This window comes from Staphylococcus massiliensis CCUG 55927 (assembly GCF_000298075.1).
GTDB lineage: Bacteria > Bacillota > Bacilli > Staphylococcales > Staphylococcaceae > Staphylococcus > Staphylococcus massiliensis.
The window spans coordinates 104,665-121,703 of the sequence record NZ_JH815594.1; the positions used below are offsets into that span (position 1 = coordinate 104,665).

18 protein-coding genes and 1 pseudogene are annotated in these 17,039 nt (G+C 36.1%); 10 read left to right on the plus strand and 9 right to left on the minus strand.

The window, feature by feature from the left end:
- From A33S_RS11835 to A33S_RS0109240, 6 genes and pseudogenes are all read left to right on the plus strand, one after another.
- A pseudogene (locus A33S_RS11835) lies at positions 1 to 422 on the plus strand (helix-turn-helix transcriptional regulator); the annotation flags it as partial.
- A 70-nt stretch (positions 423 to 492) separates the two neighbouring features.
- Positions 493 to 822, plus strand: coding sequence for a hypothetical protein (locus A33S_RS0109220; RefSeq protein WP_009382879.1), 330 nt, complete (start codon positions 493 to 495; stop codon positions 820 to 822).
- 97 nt (positions 823 to 919) lie between these two features.
- On the plus strand, positions 920 to 1,966 hold the full coding sequence (locus A33S_RS0109225) for a MupG family TIM beta-alpha barrel fold protein (RefSeq protein ID WP_009382880.1): 1,047 nt from the start codon (positions 920 to 922) through the stop codon (positions 1,964 to 1,966).
- Positions 1,967 to 2,872: an N-acetylmuramic acid 6-phosphate etherase gene (murQ, locus tag A33S_RS0109230; RefSeq protein WP_009382881.1), complete on the plus strand. Its 906-nt coding sequence runs from the start codon at positions 1,967 to 1,969 to the stop codon at positions 2,870 to 2,872. It abuts the gene before it with no gap.
- On the plus strand, positions 2,865 to 4,319 hold the full coding sequence (locus A33S_RS0109235) for a PTS transporter subunit EIIC (RefSeq protein WP_017176767.1): 1,455 nt from the start codon (positions 2,865 to 2,867) through the stop codon (positions 4,317 to 4,319). The genes murQ and A33S_RS0109235 overlap by 8 nt, the downstream gene beginning before the upstream one ends.
- The gene (locus tag A33S_RS0109240) at positions 4,309 to 5,139 is read left to right on the plus strand and encodes a MurR/RpiR family transcriptional regulator (protein ID WP_238100916.1); all 831 of its coding nucleotides are present in this window, start codon (positions 4,309 to 4,311) and stop codon (positions 5,137 to 5,139) included. The genes A33S_RS0109235 and A33S_RS0109240 overlap by 11 nt, the downstream gene beginning before the upstream one ends.
- Positions 5,140 to 5,187: 48 nt before the next feature.
- On the opposite strand, the gene A33S_RS0109245 is transcribed toward A33S_RS0109240, so the two are convergent.
- Positions 5,188 to 6,570 carry an amino acid permease gene (locus A33S_RS0109245; protein ID WP_017176768.1) on the minus strand — a complete coding sequence of 461 codons (1,383 nt, stop codon included), beginning with the start codon at positions 6,568 to 6,570 and terminating at the stop codon, positions 5,188 to 5,190.
- A gap of 380 nt (positions 6,571 to 6,950) precedes the next feature.
- Here A33S_RS0109245 and A33S_RS0109250 point away from each other — a divergent pair, with 380 nt between their 5' ends.
- Genes A33S_RS0109250 through A33S_RS12425 form a run of 3 tightly spaced genes read left to right on the plus strand, consistent with a single transcriptional unit; the run spans position 6,951 to position 8,369 of the window.
- Positions 6,951 to 7,781: a formate/nitrite transporter family protein gene (locus A33S_RS0109250; protein ID WP_009382885.1), complete on the plus strand. Its 831-nt coding sequence runs from the start codon at positions 6,951 to 6,953 to the stop codon at positions 7,779 to 7,781.
- Positions 7,782 to 7,839: 58 nt separating this feature from the next.
- A complete protein-coding gene (locus A33S_RS0109255) occupies positions 7,840 to 8,190 on the plus strand; it encodes a hypothetical protein (protein ID WP_009382886.1) in 351 nt (116 codons plus the stop codon).
- Between the two features lie 2 nt (positions 8,191 to 8,192).
- Positions 8,193 to 8,369 (plus strand): hypothetical protein, encoded by a 177-nt coding sequence (locus tag A33S_RS12425; RefSeq protein WP_100223787.1) that lies wholly within the window; start codon positions 8,193 to 8,195, stop codon positions 8,367 to 8,369.
- Positions 8,370 to 8,426: 57 nt separating this feature from the next.
- On the opposite strand, the gene A33S_RS12075 is transcribed toward A33S_RS12425, so the two are convergent.
- The 4 genes from A33S_RS12075 to A33S_RS0109275 all read right to left on the minus strand — a co-directional run bounded on the left by A33S_RS12075 (position 8,427) and on the right by A33S_RS0109275 (position 10,902).
- On the minus strand, positions 8,427 to 8,606 hold the full coding sequence (locus A33S_RS12075; protein ID WP_026048994.1) for a hypothetical protein: 180 nt from the start codon (positions 8,604 to 8,606) through the stop codon (positions 8,427 to 8,429).
- Between the two features lie 11 nt (positions 8,607 to 8,617).
- Positions 8,618 to 9,250, minus strand: coding sequence for an HAD family hydrolase (locus A33S_RS0109265; protein ID WP_017176769.1), 633 nt, complete (start codon positions 9,248 to 9,250; stop codon positions 8,618 to 8,620).
- Between the two features lie 50 nt (positions 9,251 to 9,300).
- Entirely contained in the window at positions 9,301 to 9,879 is a 579-nt protein-coding gene (locus A33S_RS0109270; RefSeq protein ID WP_017176770.1) for a sugar transferase, read from the minus strand.
- 84 nt (positions 9,880 to 9,963) lie between these two features.
- Positions 9,964 to 10,902 (minus strand): bile acid:sodium symporter family protein, encoded by a 939-nt coding sequence (locus tag A33S_RS0109275; RefSeq protein WP_009382889.1) that lies wholly within the window; start codon positions 10,900 to 10,902, stop codon positions 9,964 to 9,966.
- Between the two features lie 187 nt (positions 10,903 to 11,089).
- Between A33S_RS0109275 and A33S_RS0109280 the strand changes: the two genes are divergently transcribed.
- Positions 11,090 to 11,620 (plus strand): hypothetical protein, encoded by a 531-nt coding sequence (locus A33S_RS0109280; protein ID WP_009382890.1) that lies wholly within the window; start codon positions 11,090 to 11,092, stop codon positions 11,618 to 11,620.
- A gap of 209 nt (positions 11,621 to 11,829) precedes the next feature.
- On the opposite strand, the gene A33S_RS0109285 is transcribed toward A33S_RS0109280, so the two are convergent.
- The 4 genes from A33S_RS0109285 to A33S_RS0109300 all read right to left on the minus strand — a co-directional run bounded on the left by A33S_RS0109285 (position 11,830) and on the right by A33S_RS0109300 (position 17,003).
- Entirely contained in the window at positions 11,830 to 12,702 is an 873-nt protein-coding gene (locus A33S_RS0109285; RefSeq protein WP_017176771.1) for an SDR family oxidoreductase, read from the minus strand.
- Positions 12,703 to 12,720: 18 nt separating this feature from the next.
- Positions 12,721 to 14,718, minus strand: a complete 1,998-nt coding sequence (locus tag A33S_RS0109290; RefSeq protein WP_009382892.1) for a catalase — start codon at positions 14,716 to 14,718, stop codon at positions 12,721 to 12,723.
- A 400-nt stretch (positions 14,719 to 15,118) separates the two neighbouring features.
- Complete coding sequence (locus A33S_RS0109295; RefSeq protein ID WP_009382893.1) at positions 15,119 to 15,604, minus strand: SRPBCC family protein; 486 nt, start codon at positions 15,602 to 15,604, stop codon at positions 15,119 to 15,121.
- Between the two features lie 85 nt (positions 15,605 to 15,689).
- The gene (locus A33S_RS0109300; RefSeq protein ID WP_009382894.1) at positions 15,690 to 17,003 is read right to left on the minus strand and encodes a Na+/H+ antiporter NhaC family protein; all 1,314 of its coding nucleotides are present in this window, start codon (positions 17,001 to 17,003) and stop codon (positions 15,690 to 15,692) included.
- Positions 17,004 to 17,039: the final 36 nt, after the last annotated feature.

A 17,039-nucleotide genomic window follows, 5' to 3' on the forward strand; every position in this document is an offset into this window, starting at 1 on the left:
AGAGCCTCACGTATACAAATTTGCCTTATCAGTATGAAATCCAAAGCATCTTAAAGAAGTGTCTCAACTTGCCTCAAACACACTTGCGCCGCGTGCTTAAGAAATTGGATCATTATATCCGCTTCAACGACCAACACATCCAACCACTACCTTCAATTTTCAATGATATCCTGATTTATAGTAGCGAACGCAATGTCATGTCTGTAGAATTCACCACTTCTGAAAAGCCACGCTCTGAAAACGTCATCTTTATAGGGATGGTCTGTGAAAATGGCTCATGGCATGTTATTTGCTATGTAATCGGTACTGGTCACACGATGCCTATCCTTATTAATGACATTCAAGATATTTCTTATTCATTCCACAAATCAATACAAACGAGCGACATCACATTAGACAATTACCAAACCTTCTACGAATAATATAGAGACTTCATTTCAAACCTCCTTTTATATCCGCAATGATAATCACCTCTAAGAAAGGTTGATGACTATGAAACCTCATCACTTAACAACTCAAGATATCCATGCTCAATTCATAACGATATATCAGCTTGCTCAATCTTTCGACCTTTATTGCTTTAAAGACCGCGCAAAGTCATTAGAAATAGCCGCTGAGCTCAACCAACTTGTAGCGATGCACTATCATAATCTTGAAGAAGCTATAGCCATACCACCCCACCATATCGCCTCTCTATACAAACAAGCTTTATCTAACCTCCATCATGCTAACTTACAATTTATCTCTGAAGGCAACCAACACCTCGTTAACGACGAATATATTAAAGTTATACTGCATATGTTGAACATTTTACAAATGTAAAATTGTTACATATTTAGAACTTTAAATAAAACTAAATTGTAAAATTATTTCATATTAGGTATACTTCATGTAAACGATTACATGAGGAGGTTTTATTATGCTTGGTTTCTCAATCTATTTTAGCCATGAACCAAATTACGATTATGAGAAATCCTTACTTGATATGGGCTATAAGACGATTTTTACGTCAATTCAAATACCTGAAGAAGAACAAAAGGACCCTCTTGATATGTTGGAACATAGACTAAACAAGCTTAGTTCAGAATCCCTTAACATTATTGTAGATGCTAATCCTGAAGTAATTAATGACCAACTGTTTAACTTAATGTCTAAATATCCTTCACTTCAATTAATCATTCGAATTGACCATAGTGTGTCTTTAGAACTCGTTAAAGAATGTGTTTCAAATAATGTAAAAGTATGTCTAAATGCTAGTACGATTTCTCAAGAGGATTTAAAGCAATTTCATGAAGCAAAAATACCAAAATCACAAATGATATACTGCCATAATTATTATCCACGTCCCGAAACAGGTTTAAGTCAATCACATGTGCTAAAACAAAATCAACTAATAAGATCATTTGATAATGAAGCTACTATATATGGTTTTATACCTGGTACTTCATTTCGCGGACCTATTCATAAAGGTTTACCAACTTTAGAATCAGCTCGTGGTACCACAGTCATAGATGCATCATATCAACTTTTAGATAGTGGCGTTAATCATATCATCGTAGGTGATCACTATATTAGCTTATTTGAAGCTAGTCGCCTGTATAAAGCAATCATGAATCAGCACTTTGAGTTACCGCTCAAGTGGTTTAATGACTCATATCAAACAGAGTTATTCAAACGACATACCAATAGGCCAGATGTTGCTGAACAAGTAATTCGTTCCATGCATTCTAGAACAGAGTGTCAAAGAACAATACCAATAGAAGAAAATTTAGACCGTCCTGAAGGGACTATCACTATTGATAATAAACTCTATGGTCGCTATGAAGGCGAAGTTCAAATCACAAAAGTTAACCTACCTAAAACGGATTCTGTAAACGTCGTTGCTCAAATCGATTCTACTTACATTAAAGAACTCAAGTATATAAAAGGTAATCATACGTTTGAGTTTGTGAAAGGAGAAGAATAAATGACCTCAAAAATAACTGAATCACGTAATCAAGCTTCTACGAATTTAGACCGAATGGATATTGAAACTGCTTTAAAACTAATGAACCAGGAAGATCAAAAGGTACCAAGAGCAATTGAGGAAATCATTCCAAAACTAACACCCTTAATTGAAGAAACTATAAAAATTTTCAATGAAGGAGGACGTATTATATATGTTGGTGCAGGAACTAGCGGTCGATTAGGTGTACTTGATGCTGCAGAATGTATACCAACGTTTAATACAAAGAAAGGTGATGTCATTGGTTTAATAGCAGGAGGTGAACGCGCAATGACTGAAGCTGTTGAAGGCGCTGAAGATAATGAATCAAAGGCTATAGAAGATTTAAAGCAAATTCATTTGTCTTCTAAAGATATCGTCATAGGTATAGCCGCAAGCGGTAGCACACCATATGTAGTCGGTGGTTTAAAGTACGCATCCTCATTAGGTACTAAAACAGGATCAATATCATGTAATTTAAATACTCCAATAAGCAGCCTCAGTGATTATCCTGTCGAAGTAGACGTAGGTCCAGAGGTGCTAACAGGATCGACGCGTTTAAAAGCTGGCACTAGTCAAAAACTCATCCTAAATATGATTTCTACAATAACAATGGTTGGCGTTGGTAAAGTTTACGGCAATTTAATGGTAGATTTAAAACCTACTAATCAAAAACTTGTTAATCGCTCTATTCAAATGATTAAAGAAGTTTGTAATCTATCTGAACATGAAAGCAAATCACTTTTTGAAGAATCAGGAAGACAAGTGAAAGTAGCAATAGTCATGTCATTAATGACTGTTTCAAGAGAAAAAGCAATCGAGTTACTTAACCTTCATCAAGGTAAAATACAATCAATTATTCAAGAGAGTGTGATTAAAAATGAATAAAGAAGAAAAACTTGCTAAAGATATTCTACATGCTGTTGGATCCTTGGATAACGTACAAAACGTCATTCACTGCATGACACGCGTACGTCTAAAAATAAAAGACTATAATAAAGTTGATTATGATCAATTAAAAGCGATAGACGGGGTCATGGGCGTAGTTGAAGACGACCGTCTACAAGTGGTTGTTGGACCTGGCACAAGTAACAAAGTTGCTAATGTTATTAGTAAGATGAGTGGTGTTGATTTAGGAGAGGATATACCTTCTAATAATAAGCAACGTGTAGAAGATGAAGCTCAAAAAAACAAATCTAATTTTCAAAAGCATAAACAAAAGCCGCTTCAACGATTCTTTAAAGTTATCGCTAATATTTTCATCCCTCTCATTCCAGCATTCGTTGGTGCTGGTCTCATAGGTGGTATAGGCGCTTTATTAACAAACTTAGTTACTGCTGAAGTTATTGGCGGAGCGTTTATAACACAGTTAATATTAATTTTTGATTTAATCAAGAATGGTATGCTGGCTTATCTTGCAATTTTTGTAGGAATAAACGCTGCTAAGCAATTTGGGGCTACACCAGGATTAGGCGGCGTTATTGGAGGAACAACTTTATTAACAGGTCTCACTGAAGATAAGACGCTGACAAACATTTTTACTGGAGATTCATTATTACCCGGCCAAGGTGGTATTATAGGTGTTCTTTTAGCAGTTTGGTTGCTTAGCCTTATCGAAAAGCGACTGCACAAGGTTATACCTAACGCAATCGATATCATTGTTACACCTACCCTATCTTTACTATTCATAGGACTTTTAACAGTATTTCTAATTATGCCTATAGCTGGTTTTATTTCAAATGGTCTTGTGGGCGTTATCAACACGATTATTGATACTGGTGGTATGTTTAGCGGATTTATTATAGGTGCTTTTTTCCTACCATTGGTTATGTTTGGATTACATCACATGTTCACGCCTATTCACATAGAAATGATTAATCATTCAGGTCAAACATTTTTACTTCCAATAGCTGCCATGGCAGGCGCTGGTCAAGTAGGTGCTGCATTAGCATTATGGGTTAAGTGTCGTAAAAATAAAGAAATTAGAAATATGATCAAGGGAGCACTCCCGGTTGGCTTTTTAGGTATAGGGGAGCCATTAATATATGGTGTTACACTTCCCCTTGGACGACCATTTATCACCGCTTGTATAGGTGGTGGCATAGGAGGAGCTGTAATCGGAGGTATTGGTCATATAGGCGCTTATGCAATTGGACCAAGTGGTGTATCTTTAATTCCCTTAATTGCTGATGCAAAATACCTTGGTTATATAATAGGTTTACTTGCTGCTTATTTAGGTGGCTTTGTAGCAACGTACTTATTCGGTACTACTAAAGAAATGGTAAAGCCTAACAATGTTGGTGATGTTAAAAATGAGTATATTAATGAAACTTGATTCTGAAATGCCATATTTATCTAAAAGTGAAAAGACTTTAGCAACTTTCATTCTCAACAATCCTAATAAGGTAATTACAATGAGTATACAAATGCTTGCTGAAAGCACCAATGTAAGTACAGCAACAATTGTACGTCTATGTCGCAAACTAAATTTAAGTGGATTTCAAAGTTTCAAAATAGAACTTTCTAAATACATCTCTATAGACAACCATAGCTTAAACCCCGAGCTAAGGCAGAATGAATCAATTGCTGGTATTAAGAATAAAACCATTTCGCGTATTAACTTCGCTACCAATGAAGCAAGTTCTAGCTTAAACAATGAATCTATTGAACAACTATGCGACCTAATAGAAGAAGCTAATAGAATCATAGTTTATGGCATAGGTGCCTCTCATGTCGTAGCTATGGACATGTATCAAAAATTTAGTCGCTTAGGTATTCATATTCAATGCATTGAGGATACGCATTTGATAGCAAGTATCTTATCAAGCTTAGAAGATAAGGATTGTTTTATATCATTGTCTAATTCTGGTGAGAATGGTGAACATATAAAGCTCATCAACTTGGCACGAGAACACGGCGTTAAAACTGTAGGAATAACTAATCATCGATCTAACCCAATAGCCGAACTTACAGATATTCAACTCATACATGGTCGTAATGATGAAAGAGAATTAAGAATGGCTGCAACAACGTCTCTAGTTTCTCAACTATATACAATCGATATTATATATTATAGATACATTGCTAAAAATTATAATAAAGCTTTAAACCAATTAACTCTATCAAAGTCAACAGTAGATTCCTATAAGAAATAAATAAAAAAACGTGAGACTGAAAGCATTCAATCTCACGTTTTTATGATATTAGATTTGATCTTTTTTGCTTTGTTTATGGTAGCCTCTTAAGAAATAGTAAATAGCCATAAATCCTAAGAATAATACACCGATAAGTAATGGAATTCGTGTATCTACGTTAATAATCATGCCAACTAAGACAAGTAACAAGAAACCAATAGTTAAATAGTTTGTTACTGGTGCTCCTGGCATTTTAAATGGATGACCATCCACTTTTTCAGGATATCTCTTTCTGAAGCGAATATGACTGAATAAAATCATAAACCATGGAATCATACCTGGTAAAATAGAAGCACTATATACATAAACGAAAATATTTTTTGACTCAGGAATTATTAAAGGTAATACAATATTTAAAATTACACCAACAAAGATACCTAGTGAAACAGCTAATACAGCGAATAGCGGCACGCCATTTTTCATAACTTTTAGGAAAATCTTAGGCATTTGTCCATATTGCGCTAATGTAAAGATCATACGACTTGAACTAAAGATACCTGAGTTACAACCTGACATAGCTGCAGTGATTACAACAAAGTTAATTAAAGCAGCAGCGATTGTTACACCAACTTTGGCAAATGTTGCTACGAATGGGCTTCCTAAGTTACCTAGCTCATCCCAAGGATAAACAGTTACGATTACAAAAATAGCCCCAATATAGAAGATTAAAATTCTCCAGATAACACCATTAACAGCTGCTTTAATGTTCTTTTGAGGATCTTTTGTTTCACCAGCTGTAATACCGATTAATTCAACACCTTGATACGAACCGATTACAATTGATAATGCAAAGAAGAAACCAACCCATCCGTTCGGGAAGAATCCGCCATGTGCATAAAGGTTCGTTAATCCAAGTGGTTGGCCAACGCCTAAACCGAAGAAAATAATACCAAAGCCTGCAATAATCATTAAGACAATCGTAACGATTTTAATCATAGCAAACCAAAATTCGAATTCACCAAATGCTTTTACAGAAACTGCGTTAGCAGCAAATAATATTATAATTACGATGATACCAGGTATCCAAGAAGGTAACTCTGGCCACCAGAACTTTAAATATTGTCCAACTGCGATTACTTCACTCATACCGACGACAATCCATTGGAATATGTTACTCCACGCAGTCACATAGCCCGCAACTGGATGAATATAATCACTCGCAAAACTCGCAAATGAACCAGTTGTTGGATTTAAATAAATCATCTCACCCATCGCACGCATAATTAAAAATAAGAATATACCTGCAATTAAGTAAGCAAAAATTACTGAAGGCCCAGTCCATTTAATTGTGCTTGAAGCACCCATGAATAGACCTACCCCAATTGTTCCACCAAGTGCAATCATCTGCATCTGACGTGCACTTAGTCCCCTTTTTAATTCGTTATCATTCATGTTTCATCCCATCTCCTAATACATCTAATTAACGGATAAACGTATTATACTACAATTTATCTTTAATTGTAGAAAGATTTTAAAAATTTTTATAATTTAGTTACTACCTTAAATAATCAATCCCTTTTATACGTTGACATTTAGGAGATAATTTCAAAATATCTATATACTTATAACTCATACCTATTAACGCTTCAACCCTTTAAATGATTGCATTTGTTTTAACAGAAATGTATACGCTTTCACTAATTTAAATCATTTCTCTAATATATAATTTTGACATATATGCGACACAATATTGTAACAACTTCTTATTGTGAATTAATTCACAATACTATATAATTTATTCGTATGATGTTTCGTATGGAGGAAAGAAAGTTATGAATGAGAAAAATGTAAGATGGGATAAAATCTTTTACGGTAAGGATTGGGTGAATCAAATCGTAGACACGATAAAGACGAAGGACATTCTTCAAGGTGTTTACTTTAAACGCTATATACTAAGAGCTATTATGGCAGGCTTTATTATTAGCATCATAACCGTATTTGTGCTCGCGATTAAGATGTCGCTTATATCAGACATACCCCTTGGTGTGGTTAACATCATCGCGGCAATTGCCTTTAGTTTCGCTTTAGTTATGATATTATTTACAAACTCAGAATTATTAACGAGTAACTTTATGTATTTCACAGTTGGATTGTACTATCGACTGATTAAACCAACTCGCGTCGCTAAAATCTTCTTACTATGCTTTGTAGGTAACGTGGTAGGTGCTATATTATTATTCACCTTAATGCTAGGTACAGATGTTGTAACGCCAGATATGAAAGCCGAACTCGTACACATCATCGATCATAAAAGTGTCGACAGTTCTTTCATGTCTATATTAATTAAAGCAATATTCGCAAACTTCTTCATCAATATTTCCTTAGTCATCGCCATGCAAATACATGACATCTTCGCCAAAATGTTTGTGATGATGTTTGGCGTCGCGATATTCGCATTTATGGGATATGAGCATGTCGTGTATGATTCATGTTTATTTATCGCCGGACTCTTGTTCGATCCACTAGCACTATCACCGCTTCACCTTGTTAAGAATATCATTGCGGCTGGCATAGGCAATTATATTGGTGGCGGATTAATTATTGGGCTTTTCTACGCGTATCTTAATGACCATCATCAATTTGATAAGGAACGTCTCAATTAAGCCACATTAACAAGATGTGATATACTTCAATCAGATTCTATTGAAGGAGTTCAAATTAATGAAGCACATTCTTATGAGATCAATACGAGTGGGTATTTTATTTGGCATACTCTTCTTCGTTTTAAATTATTTTGCTGATTCCAATCACAATATGCCAAGGCTAATTGGCTTATCTTTACTTGCAACGCTTACATTCATGGTATTAAACTTTATCGTATTTTGGTCACTTAGAGACGAAAGAACGAAGATTAAATTCGGTATTACTATACCGATAGCAATCCTAATCGGACTTATTCTAGGCGGTTTAATCTTACAAAGTATTAAAGTCGGTCTTGTAGCTGGCGTTATACTTGGCATTATCGCTGGGGTCGTTTGGGTCCTTCTCGATAAAAGGAACGTGAATAAATAACCATGACAAATGCAATTATTATCATTATTATTATCTTATTGATTCTAAATTTAATACCGAATATGATCATGATTAAGAAATTTTCTAAAGAACCTAATAGCAACCGCTTCAAGATGATTGCACTTGTAGATGGTTTATTACTGATACTCTTAGTCCTCGTCTTCATAATATTTAATTAAAGATGAAACGCGTACTACTGTCTATCCCACAGTAATACGCGTTTTTTATGTAATCTCTTATAACAGGAACTTATATACAACATACGCAATCATTAAATATAATGCGAGTCCTAGCAGAAACGACAATAAATGAACCTTCATAGGTATGTGCTTATGTCGTTTAGGCCCGATACCTAGATTCCAAATGGCTATAATCACCGGGCCTACTATAAAGAATAGAATCGCTTTTATGGACATGCGTTAACGCCTCACTTTTCGAAGATCTGAATCATTTCTTCAGTTGATACTTCCTTTCCCACTAATGCCACGCTTGAAAAGTCATCTTGCTGAGACATCTCATTTGTGTTCACAATACAATCTAAACCAGCCATAGTCGCTGCTTTAGCGCCATTAAGTGAATCTTCAATGGCTAAGCAATGACTTGGACTATAATTTAATGCTTGCACAGCCTTTAAATATAAATCGGGCTCTGGTTTCACTGCTTCTACATCTTCACGGCCTATAATGACATTGAATAAATCTTTTATTTCGAGCCTTTCCAAAATGGGTGTGATATCAGATCGATAACTACTCGTTGCGATCGCCATAGGAACGTTACGCTTTTGTAAATAGTCGATAAATCCTTCAACCGCTTCACGAACGGGTAATTGGTGGCTTGTACCAAGTTGTTCTTGAAAGAGCAATTTCGTCATGTTAGTTCCTAACATAAAGCGGAGACGGGAATATACGTCGTCACCTGAACCGCCAATGGACTGACGATACCCTTCCTTTGTTAAAGGTGTTTCGCCAGCTATCTTAAGGTATTTATTAATCGTCTCAAAAATATAAGTTTCAGTATCAATTATCGTACCGTCGAAATCGAATACGACTGCTTTATACATTGTAAAAACCCCCTACTTGTATTCTAAGTAGAGGGTCTTTCAATGTCCAATTATAATAATTTAACTAAGCGTTGTGATAAACGTGCAGGTAGTTCCTTTTGCTTTTGAACCATTTTGTAAATTGTAAAGCAGTCTAACATGAATGATTGCTCTTTAATGTAATATGATTCAAGTTTCAAACGTTGATCTTCTGTTAAATGCGGTCCGCCGACCGTGTGTGAAAAGTTAATTAAACCAGGTTTGACTTGATTTAATCCATAAAGCTTGCGCTTAGAGATTAGTTGATATTGATTAAACTGTGCAGATTTAGGTCCTACAAATGACATCTCACCACTCAAAATATTAAAAAGTTGTGGTAATTCATCCATTGATGATGCACGTAAAAGTGTTCCTGAACGCGTCGTATACTTAGCTGGTGTTAGGTTTTCACGCGGTACAATCGGCGCATTGATGTGCATTGTTCTAAATTTGAATGCGTTGAAATAGGTATCACCTTTACCTGTTCGGCTTTGAATATAAAGCGCAGGTCCATCTGATTCGCGTCTTATTACCAAAGCTATAAGCAACATGAACGGGCCTAAAATAATTAAGCCAACAAGTGAGGACAAAATATCAAATGCTCGTTTCATAACTCACCTCTACAAAATTATAAGTTCTTATATACTATTATAACGTAAAAAATAGTAGGAACGTATCAATACGATTATATTCGATTAAGTTTCTGTCTTTTTAATATTGTGTTTAGAGCGATCCCACCAGTTAGCAAGAATTGGCCCTGTTATACAGTGGATGAAACTGAATACAGCACCTGGTATAGCGGCTAATGGGTTGAAATGTAACGTAGCAAGTGTCGTTGCTAAACCTGAATTCTGCATACCAACTTCAATGGAAACCGTCCTTGAATCTTGATTGTTAAGTTTAAATATATTTCCTAGGAAATAGCCTAATAAATATCCAAGAACATTGTGTAAGAACACAGCTAAGAAAATAATAGCACCAACTTCAAATAATTTATCGCGACTAGATGCAACTACAATTGCAAGAATAAGTGAAATCGCAAATACTGAGACGATTGGTAATAATGTCTCCGTAACGTGCTTGATGTTCTTAGAGAGCTTTTGCACAAGAAGACCAAGAATGATAGGAATGATAATCACTTGTGCGACCGTCTTAAACATGCTTAGGAATGAAACTTGTAGCGTTTCGTGCATAAAGACGTACATAAGTAATGGCGTTAACAACGGCGCGAGTAGTGTTGAAATACTTGTGATTGTGACTGATAAAGATACGTTAGCTTTAGCAAGATAACTGATCACGTTACTAGCTGTGCCGCCCGGTGAACACCCTACTAACATCACGCCTATAGCTAAGTCTGCAGGCAATTGAAAGATTAAAATAAGTAACCATGCGATAAGTGGCATGATCGTATATTGTAGGAAGACGCCGATTAAGACAGCTTTAGGTGCTGTTATGACATATTTAAAGTCATCTGGTTTAATGGTAAGACCCATACCAAACATGATTAACCCGAGTAAATACGGGATGAAACTACTTAATTCTGTATAGAAGTTTGGGAATGTGAAGCCGAGTATTGCGGCGATTAACATCCATATTACAAACGTTTGTGTCACGAATTGACTAACTCTAGACATATAAGCACCTCTTTTATTTTAATTTTCTGAATATTATCATTTTACATGCAATTACACGTCTTCTCAATACGAATTCAGAAATTTAACACTTCGTCCCAAAGTCTGAGTGATTTATATCATATGGAGTGGTACAATATGCTTACAAACTACTTTAAGTTCATATAATAAATATGAAAGAGGAATATATATGATGATAGATAAATATGACACTTTTTTAATTAATATTAAAGGTCTTCATTCCCGCCGCACTCGCTTTCGATTAAATAAAACGCTGAAGATGATGCACTTAATACACCAGCCTCAATTTAGTTTAAATAAATATCAATCTCATACTGTATTAGAAGTACAGATTCCAAAGCAGCAACTACCCTATTTAATTAGCTACTTAAGCTTTCATAACTATGAAATTTTTCAAATCCTTCGTGAAAAGGATCATAAGGGTTTAATCAATCCTGATCATACATTTAAATCTCCTAAACGATTTGAAATCGGTATTTTAGGCATCCAAGACGCCTACATTAAAGATAAAGCAATCGATATCCTTAACTATTTCCAACATCATCATGATTTACAATACCTGATTAATGAACGTACGATTTCTGTTCAGTGTCAGACAGACATTTATGTATCATTGATTCAAACTTTGGCTACACAACATTTAGATATTAACCAAGCTAACTTTTTAAAGCGTTCGTTAGCACATTCTAAGATTTCGTAATTTAGAACAACGCTTAAATTTAGATCGTGTTAAAATATAATATTTATGGACAATGGCGCTTACGGGCGATAAGAGAGGTTTTAACTTTTTAAGAAATTCCGCTCGTAAGTGCCTTTTTAAGTTGCACTAATACCCAACAGCACAAAAAGAAACCAGGCTAGGACATTTCATAAAAATTCGTCCAAGCCTGGTTTTTATTTTCTAACAAATTAAGACGTGATATAGTCGCCACCATTTACGTGAATCACTTGACCTGTGATATATGAAGCATCGCTTGAAGCTAAGAACACATATGAAGGTGCAAGTTCTACAGGTTGACCACGGCGTTTCATAGGCGTATCGCCACCTTGGTTTTCAACCTTTTCAGCGTCAAATGTAGCAGGAATTAAAGGTGTATAGATTGGTCCAGGGGCAACCGCGTTTACGTGAATGCCCTTTTCCATAAGGCTTGTCGCAAGAGAACGTGTAAATGACACGATCGCACCTTTAGTCGCTGAGTAATCGATTAAGTGCGCTGAACCACGATAAGCAGTAACACTTGTAGTGTTTACGATACTGTCGCCTCGTTTCATATGAGGCACTGCTGCTTGTGATAAGAACATCATGCCATAAATGTTCGTTTCGAATGTCGCTTTAACTTGCGCTTGTGAAATATCTTCAAAGTTATCTTTAGGGAACTGAACACCACCGTTATTCACTAAGATGTTAAGTCCGCCAAATTCATTCACTACTTTATCAACAAGCATTTTAGATTCGTCAGCTTTACGTAAGTCATGTGCGTAAGCTTTTGCTTTAACACCTAACTCTTCTAAACGTTTAACCGTATTCTCAGCATCAATATGCTCGTTTAAGTAGCCAATTGCAACATCTGCGCCCTCTTTTGCGAAAAGGATTGCAACGGCACGACCAATACCAGAATCACCACCGGTAATTAAGGCAACTTTACCTTTTAACTTACCGGCAGCTTTATATGAATCATCTTCAGTAATTGGAAGTGGATCCATATCTTTCTCTGAGCCTGGTTGTGTATCTTGCGTATAACCTTTAATTTGTTCATGAAATTTTAAAAAGTCGTTTGTCATAGTTAGTATGGCCTCCTATTAAACTTCACGATCCCAATAACGTACTTCTTTGAATTGCTCTACAATTGCATTCGCTTCATTTGAAACAAATACACCTGGTTGTGTTACGTCAACTTTGTCACTGTTAAGGTTAGCTTTAGCAGTTTCAGTTAATACAAGTGGTTTGCAGTGAACAAAGCTTTGTTCCATAAAGAACTCTGCTTCTTTAGATAATGGTGTATCATCAGATAACGTTACTAAGCTATCAAATAATACTGGGTGAACAGTATCGAACGTTTCAGTGATACCGAATGATTCAGTGATGTGTTTAGGTTTATGAGAAATAAACGCATAGTTTAATTTGTTGTTAGCTGCTGTTTTCGCATAAGCTTTTAACGTTTCTTCGTCTACTTCACCATCTACTACAATCGCTACTGAATGACCTGGTAATGGACGTTCAAATTTTTCTAATGTTAATTGACTATCAGATTTATCTGAACGTACTTCTTCGTTCACTTCAGGAACTTCAACGCCAATATTTTCAGCAACGCGTTCAGCTAATTTACGGTCTACTTTGTTTAATTGGTTTACTGCGTTTTGTTTAACTTCTACTTTTTCACATTTACCTAATTCGAATGAAAAGCCATCTACTGTGTGGTCGAATTCATGTGGTTTTAAACTATTTAAATATAACTTAGCTTGGCTATAGTAATCTTTAAAGCTTTCGCTACGTTTTTGAATTTTATGCGCATCGATTTTTTCTTGGTAATGAGCGAAGCCACCTTCTGATTGCGGTGTTGTATGAGGATCATTGTTGTTAATCGCATTCTTATGGTACGCCGTTTGACCACGGTGTACGTTCATTTGATGCATACCGTCACGTTGGTTGTTATGAACCGGTGCTACTGAACGGTTGATTGGAATTTGATGAAAGTTAGGTCCACCAAGACGTGAAATTTGAGTATCTGTGTAAGAGAATAAACGTCCTTGTAATAATGGGTCATTAGTAAAGTCTAAACCTGGAACAATATGACCTGGGTGGAATGCCACTTGTTCAGTTTCAGCAAATACATTATCAACGTTACGGTTTAAAGTCATTTTACCTACTTTTTTAACTGGCACTTCGTCTTCTGGCCAAATCTTAGTAGGGTCTAAAATATCAAAGTCAAATTTAAATTCATCTTCTTCAGGTAAAATTTGAAGACCTAATTCCCAAGCTGGGTAATCACCTTTCGCAATTGATTCATAAAGGTCTTTTCTATGGAAGTCGATATCTTTACCGCAAACAATTTGCGCTTCATCCCATACCATAGATTCTAACCCGTGCACAGGTTTCCAATGGAATTTCACGAAATGTGCTTTACCTTCTTTGTTTACTAAACGGAATGTATGCACACCAAAACCTTCGATTTGACGAATATTCTTAGGAATACCACGGTCACTCATAGCCCACATAGCTGTATGTGTTGATTCAGGATTTTGTGCAAAGAAATCCCAGAAAGTATCGTGAGCTGAACCACCTTGAGGCATTTCGTTATGTGGCTCTGGTTTAACAGCATGAATTAAATCAGGGAACTTAATAGCGTCTTGAATAAAGAATACTGGAATGTTGTTACCTACTAAGTCAAATACACCTTGGTCAGTATAGAATTTAGTCGCGAAACCACGTACGTCACGAACTGCGTCTGGAGAACCTTTTGACCCTTGAACTGTTGAGATACGTACGAATACTGGTGTCTTTTTAGACGTATCTGTTAAGAAGTCCGCATACGTATATTCAGATAAGTCTTCATATAATTCGAATTCACCATGTGCGCCGAAACCACGTGCGTGCACGATACGTTCAGGAATACGTTCATGGTCGAAATGCGTCATTTTTTCTCTGAAATGGAAATCTTCAAGAAGTGTAGGACCACGTTCACCAGCGCGTAGTGAATTTTCATCTTCGCTTACTTTAAGACCTTGGTTCGTCGTCATTGCTTTACCGTCATTATTTACAATATCTTTTTCTAAATCTTGTTCTTTTTTGTTAACCACAGTAAATCCTCCCTTTAGATATATGTAGATATACTTCCTATTTACCACTTCCGAAACATTAAAAACGCTACAAGCAAATTACTACCAATTATTGTAATAATATGTCATGGATGAAATATGTTACATAGCAATAATCATTATTTACATCATCTCCGTGGCGCCCCTCCTTGAAAAGCCCTATAGCACCACAAACGTTTTTTAGATAGCTACGCCCTATCACCAAAAGAAAAACCGACACGCATACGTGTCGGTCATCTCAGTCATTGATTCAATTTGTTCTTAATGAAATACGATTCGTAAGAGTAAGATAATTTCCTAACAGCTGACTCCTAGGGGAGTAGCGTGAGTCCGGAGACTACAGGCTCCGGCCACGCCCCAGGAAAGCATGCTGTTAAGGAAATTATTCGTCGTCTTCTTCAATTACTTGTTGTAGTTTATCAAACATCATTTCAAATCCATGCACAGTGGAATCATGATATTCCTTTTTCTTTTGCTTGTATTCAAGACGTGTTAAACGACGCTCCTTAGGAATATCACTTTGATATCTAAATGTCATTTGGCAAATGCCAGGTTCACGTTCCTCAAAGTAAAGTTCAATTAAATCTTCAACATCACTTAAATGCGGCATACCCATTGTCATGACAATGTGTTGATCAGGAATAAGTACTTGGTATGTACCAACTACACGTAATTCCTTTTGATTTTTAGCATCAATAATTTCGTAAGTTCCACCTTCTACAGGGTCATTGTCGAGCTTTTGATTCGTTCTTGGCGTTGTTAAGAACCACTGACGCAATAATTCAGGGTGGAGCCAAGCTTGATATAGTGTTTCAGGCGAAACTTTCATTAAACGAACAATTTCAATTTGCACTGTTTCTTCTTGCATTAGCTTTACACATCCATTCTTCGTCTATCATACTTGTTAATATATATTCTAACGTATAATACACAAAGTCAAAAACTATATGGTCTTAATTTTCGTTATGAGCGGCTTTTCGTTTAGATTTAAGAACTGGTAAACCAAGTATAATCGCGACAACACCACTAATTCCAAGAATGAATGGGTAGAACGAGTAAGGAATTAGCATTACTGGTGAAATACTTGCGACACCAGCTGCTGCAATAACTTGCGGACTATACGGTAAGAACCCTTGGAAACAACTACCAAAGATATCTAAGATACTTGCCGACTTTCTTGGATCAATGTCGTACTTGTCGGCAATCCTTTTCGCAAGAGGACCGGCCATTAAGATTGAAATCGTATTATTCGCTGTTGAAATATCAGCAACACTGACAAGGCCAGCAATACCAAGTTCTGCACCGCGTCTCGACTTAACCTTGGCATTCACAAATTCAAGCAACCATCTAATACCGCCATTGAACTCGATAATCGAAATTAAACCACCGATTAAGAGCGCGATAATCGCCGTGTCTTCCATACCAATGACACCTTCAGAGGCTGCCTTTAAAAAGCCCTTCCAATCAAACGAGCCATCTATAAATCCAATAATGCCTGATAAGAGCGTACCAGATAACAGCACAATCACGACATTAACACCGATTAAAGCCAAAATAAGTACTAATAAATAAGGTATCACTTTCACTAAATTAAAATCATATGACTTAGATTGATCGAGTGTAATACCATGCGTCAGGATCCATAAGAGCACCATTGTCAAAATGGCACCAGGTAATACAATCCTAAAGTTCACCTTAAACTTATCCTTCATTTGCGTCTTCTGAGTACGTACAGCAGCGATCGTTGTATCTGAAATCATAGATAAGTTATCACCAAACATCGCACCACCTACTACAGTTGCCATCACAAGTGCGCTTGATAAATCCGTTGCTTGGCTAATTCCAAATCCAACTGGTGCAATCGCTGCAACAGTACCTACGGACGTTCCCATTGAGATTGAAATAAACATACAAATTAAGAATAACCCTACGAGTAATAAATTAGTGGGAATCAAAGATAAACCTAAGTTAACAGTTGACTCAACGCCTCCCATCTCTTCTGTCACCTTTGAAAAGGCACCTGCGAGTAAGAAGATAAATACCATTAGAATGATATTAGAATGTCCTGCACCTTTCGTAAAGACGTCGACCTTTTTACTAAAGGACGTTTTATGGTTCATAAATAATGCAATTACTACAGCAATCATAATCGAAATATTTAAAGGCATCGTGCTAAAGTTACCAGTGATAATGCCTACTCCGATAAATAACGTTACAAATATTAATAAAGGCAATAAGCCCCATACATTTCCCTTTTCCTTTGTCATATCATCACTTCCTTAAAATAAAAACCTTTCTTCTTT

Excerpts from the sequence above, each read along its gene's own strand:
- A33S_RS0109220 (WP_009382879.1), top strand. The coding sequence starts at position 493 with ATGAAACCTCATCACTTAACAACTCAAGATATCCATGCTCAATTCATA.
- A33S_RS0109225 (WP_009382880.1), top strand. The coding sequence starts at position 920 with ATGCTTGGTTTCTCAATCTATTTTAGCCATGAACCAAATTACGATTAT.
- murQ (WP_009382881.1), top strand. The coding sequence starts at position 1,967 with ATGACCTCAAAAATAACTGAATCACGTAATCAAGCTTCTACGAATTTA.
- A33S_RS0109235 (WP_017176767.1), top strand. The coding sequence starts at position 2,865 with ATGAATAAAGAAGAAAAACTTGCTAAAGATATTCTACATGCTGTTGGA.
- A33S_RS0109240 (WP_238100916.1), top strand. The coding sequence starts at position 4,309 with ATGAAACTTGATTCTGAAATGCCATATTTATCTAAAAGTGAAAAGACT.
- A33S_RS0109245 (WP_017176768.1), bottom strand. The coding sequence starts at position 6,570 with ATGAATGATAACGAATTAAAAAGGGGACTAAGTGCACGTCAGATGCAG.
- A33S_RS0109250 (WP_009382885.1), top strand. The coding sequence starts at position 6,951 with ATGAATGAGAAAAATGTAAGATGGGATAAAATCTTTTACGGTAAGGAT.
- A33S_RS0109255 (WP_009382886.1), top strand. The coding sequence starts at position 7,840 with ATGAAGCACATTCTTATGAGATCAATACGAGTGGGTATTTTATTTGGC.
- A33S_RS12425 (WP_100223787.1), top strand. The coding sequence starts at position 8,193 with ATGACAAATGCAATTATTATCATTATTATTATCTTATTGATTCTAAAT.
- A33S_RS12075 (WP_026048994.1), bottom strand. The coding sequence starts at position 8,606 with ATGTCCATAAAAGCGATTCTATTCTTTATAGTAGGCCCGGTGATTATA.
- A33S_RS0109265 (WP_017176769.1), bottom strand. The coding sequence starts at position 9,250 with ATGTATAAAGCAGTCGTATTCGATTTCGACGGTACGATAATTGATACT.
- A33S_RS0109270 (WP_017176770.1), bottom strand. The coding sequence starts at position 9,879 with ATGAAACGAGCATTTGATATTTTGTCCTCACTTGTTGGCTTAATTATT.
- A33S_RS0109275 (WP_009382889.1), bottom strand. The coding sequence starts at position 10,902 with ATGTCTAGAGTTAGTCAATTCGTGACACAAACGTTTGTAATATGGATG.
- A33S_RS0109280 (WP_009382890.1), top strand. The coding sequence starts at position 11,090 with ATGATGATAGATAAATATGACACTTTTTTAATTAATATTAAAGGTCTT.
- A33S_RS0109285 (WP_017176771.1), bottom strand. The coding sequence starts at position 12,702 with ATGACAAACGACTTTTTAAAATTTCATGAACAAATTAAAGGTTATACG.
- A33S_RS0109295 (WP_009382893.1), bottom strand. The coding sequence starts at position 15,604 with ATGCAAGAAGAAACAGTGCAAATTGAAATTGTTCGTTTAATGAAAGTT.
- A33S_RS0109300 (WP_009382894.1), bottom strand. The coding sequence starts at position 17,003 with ATGACAAAGGAAAAGGGAAATGTATGGGGCTTATTGCCTTTATTAATA.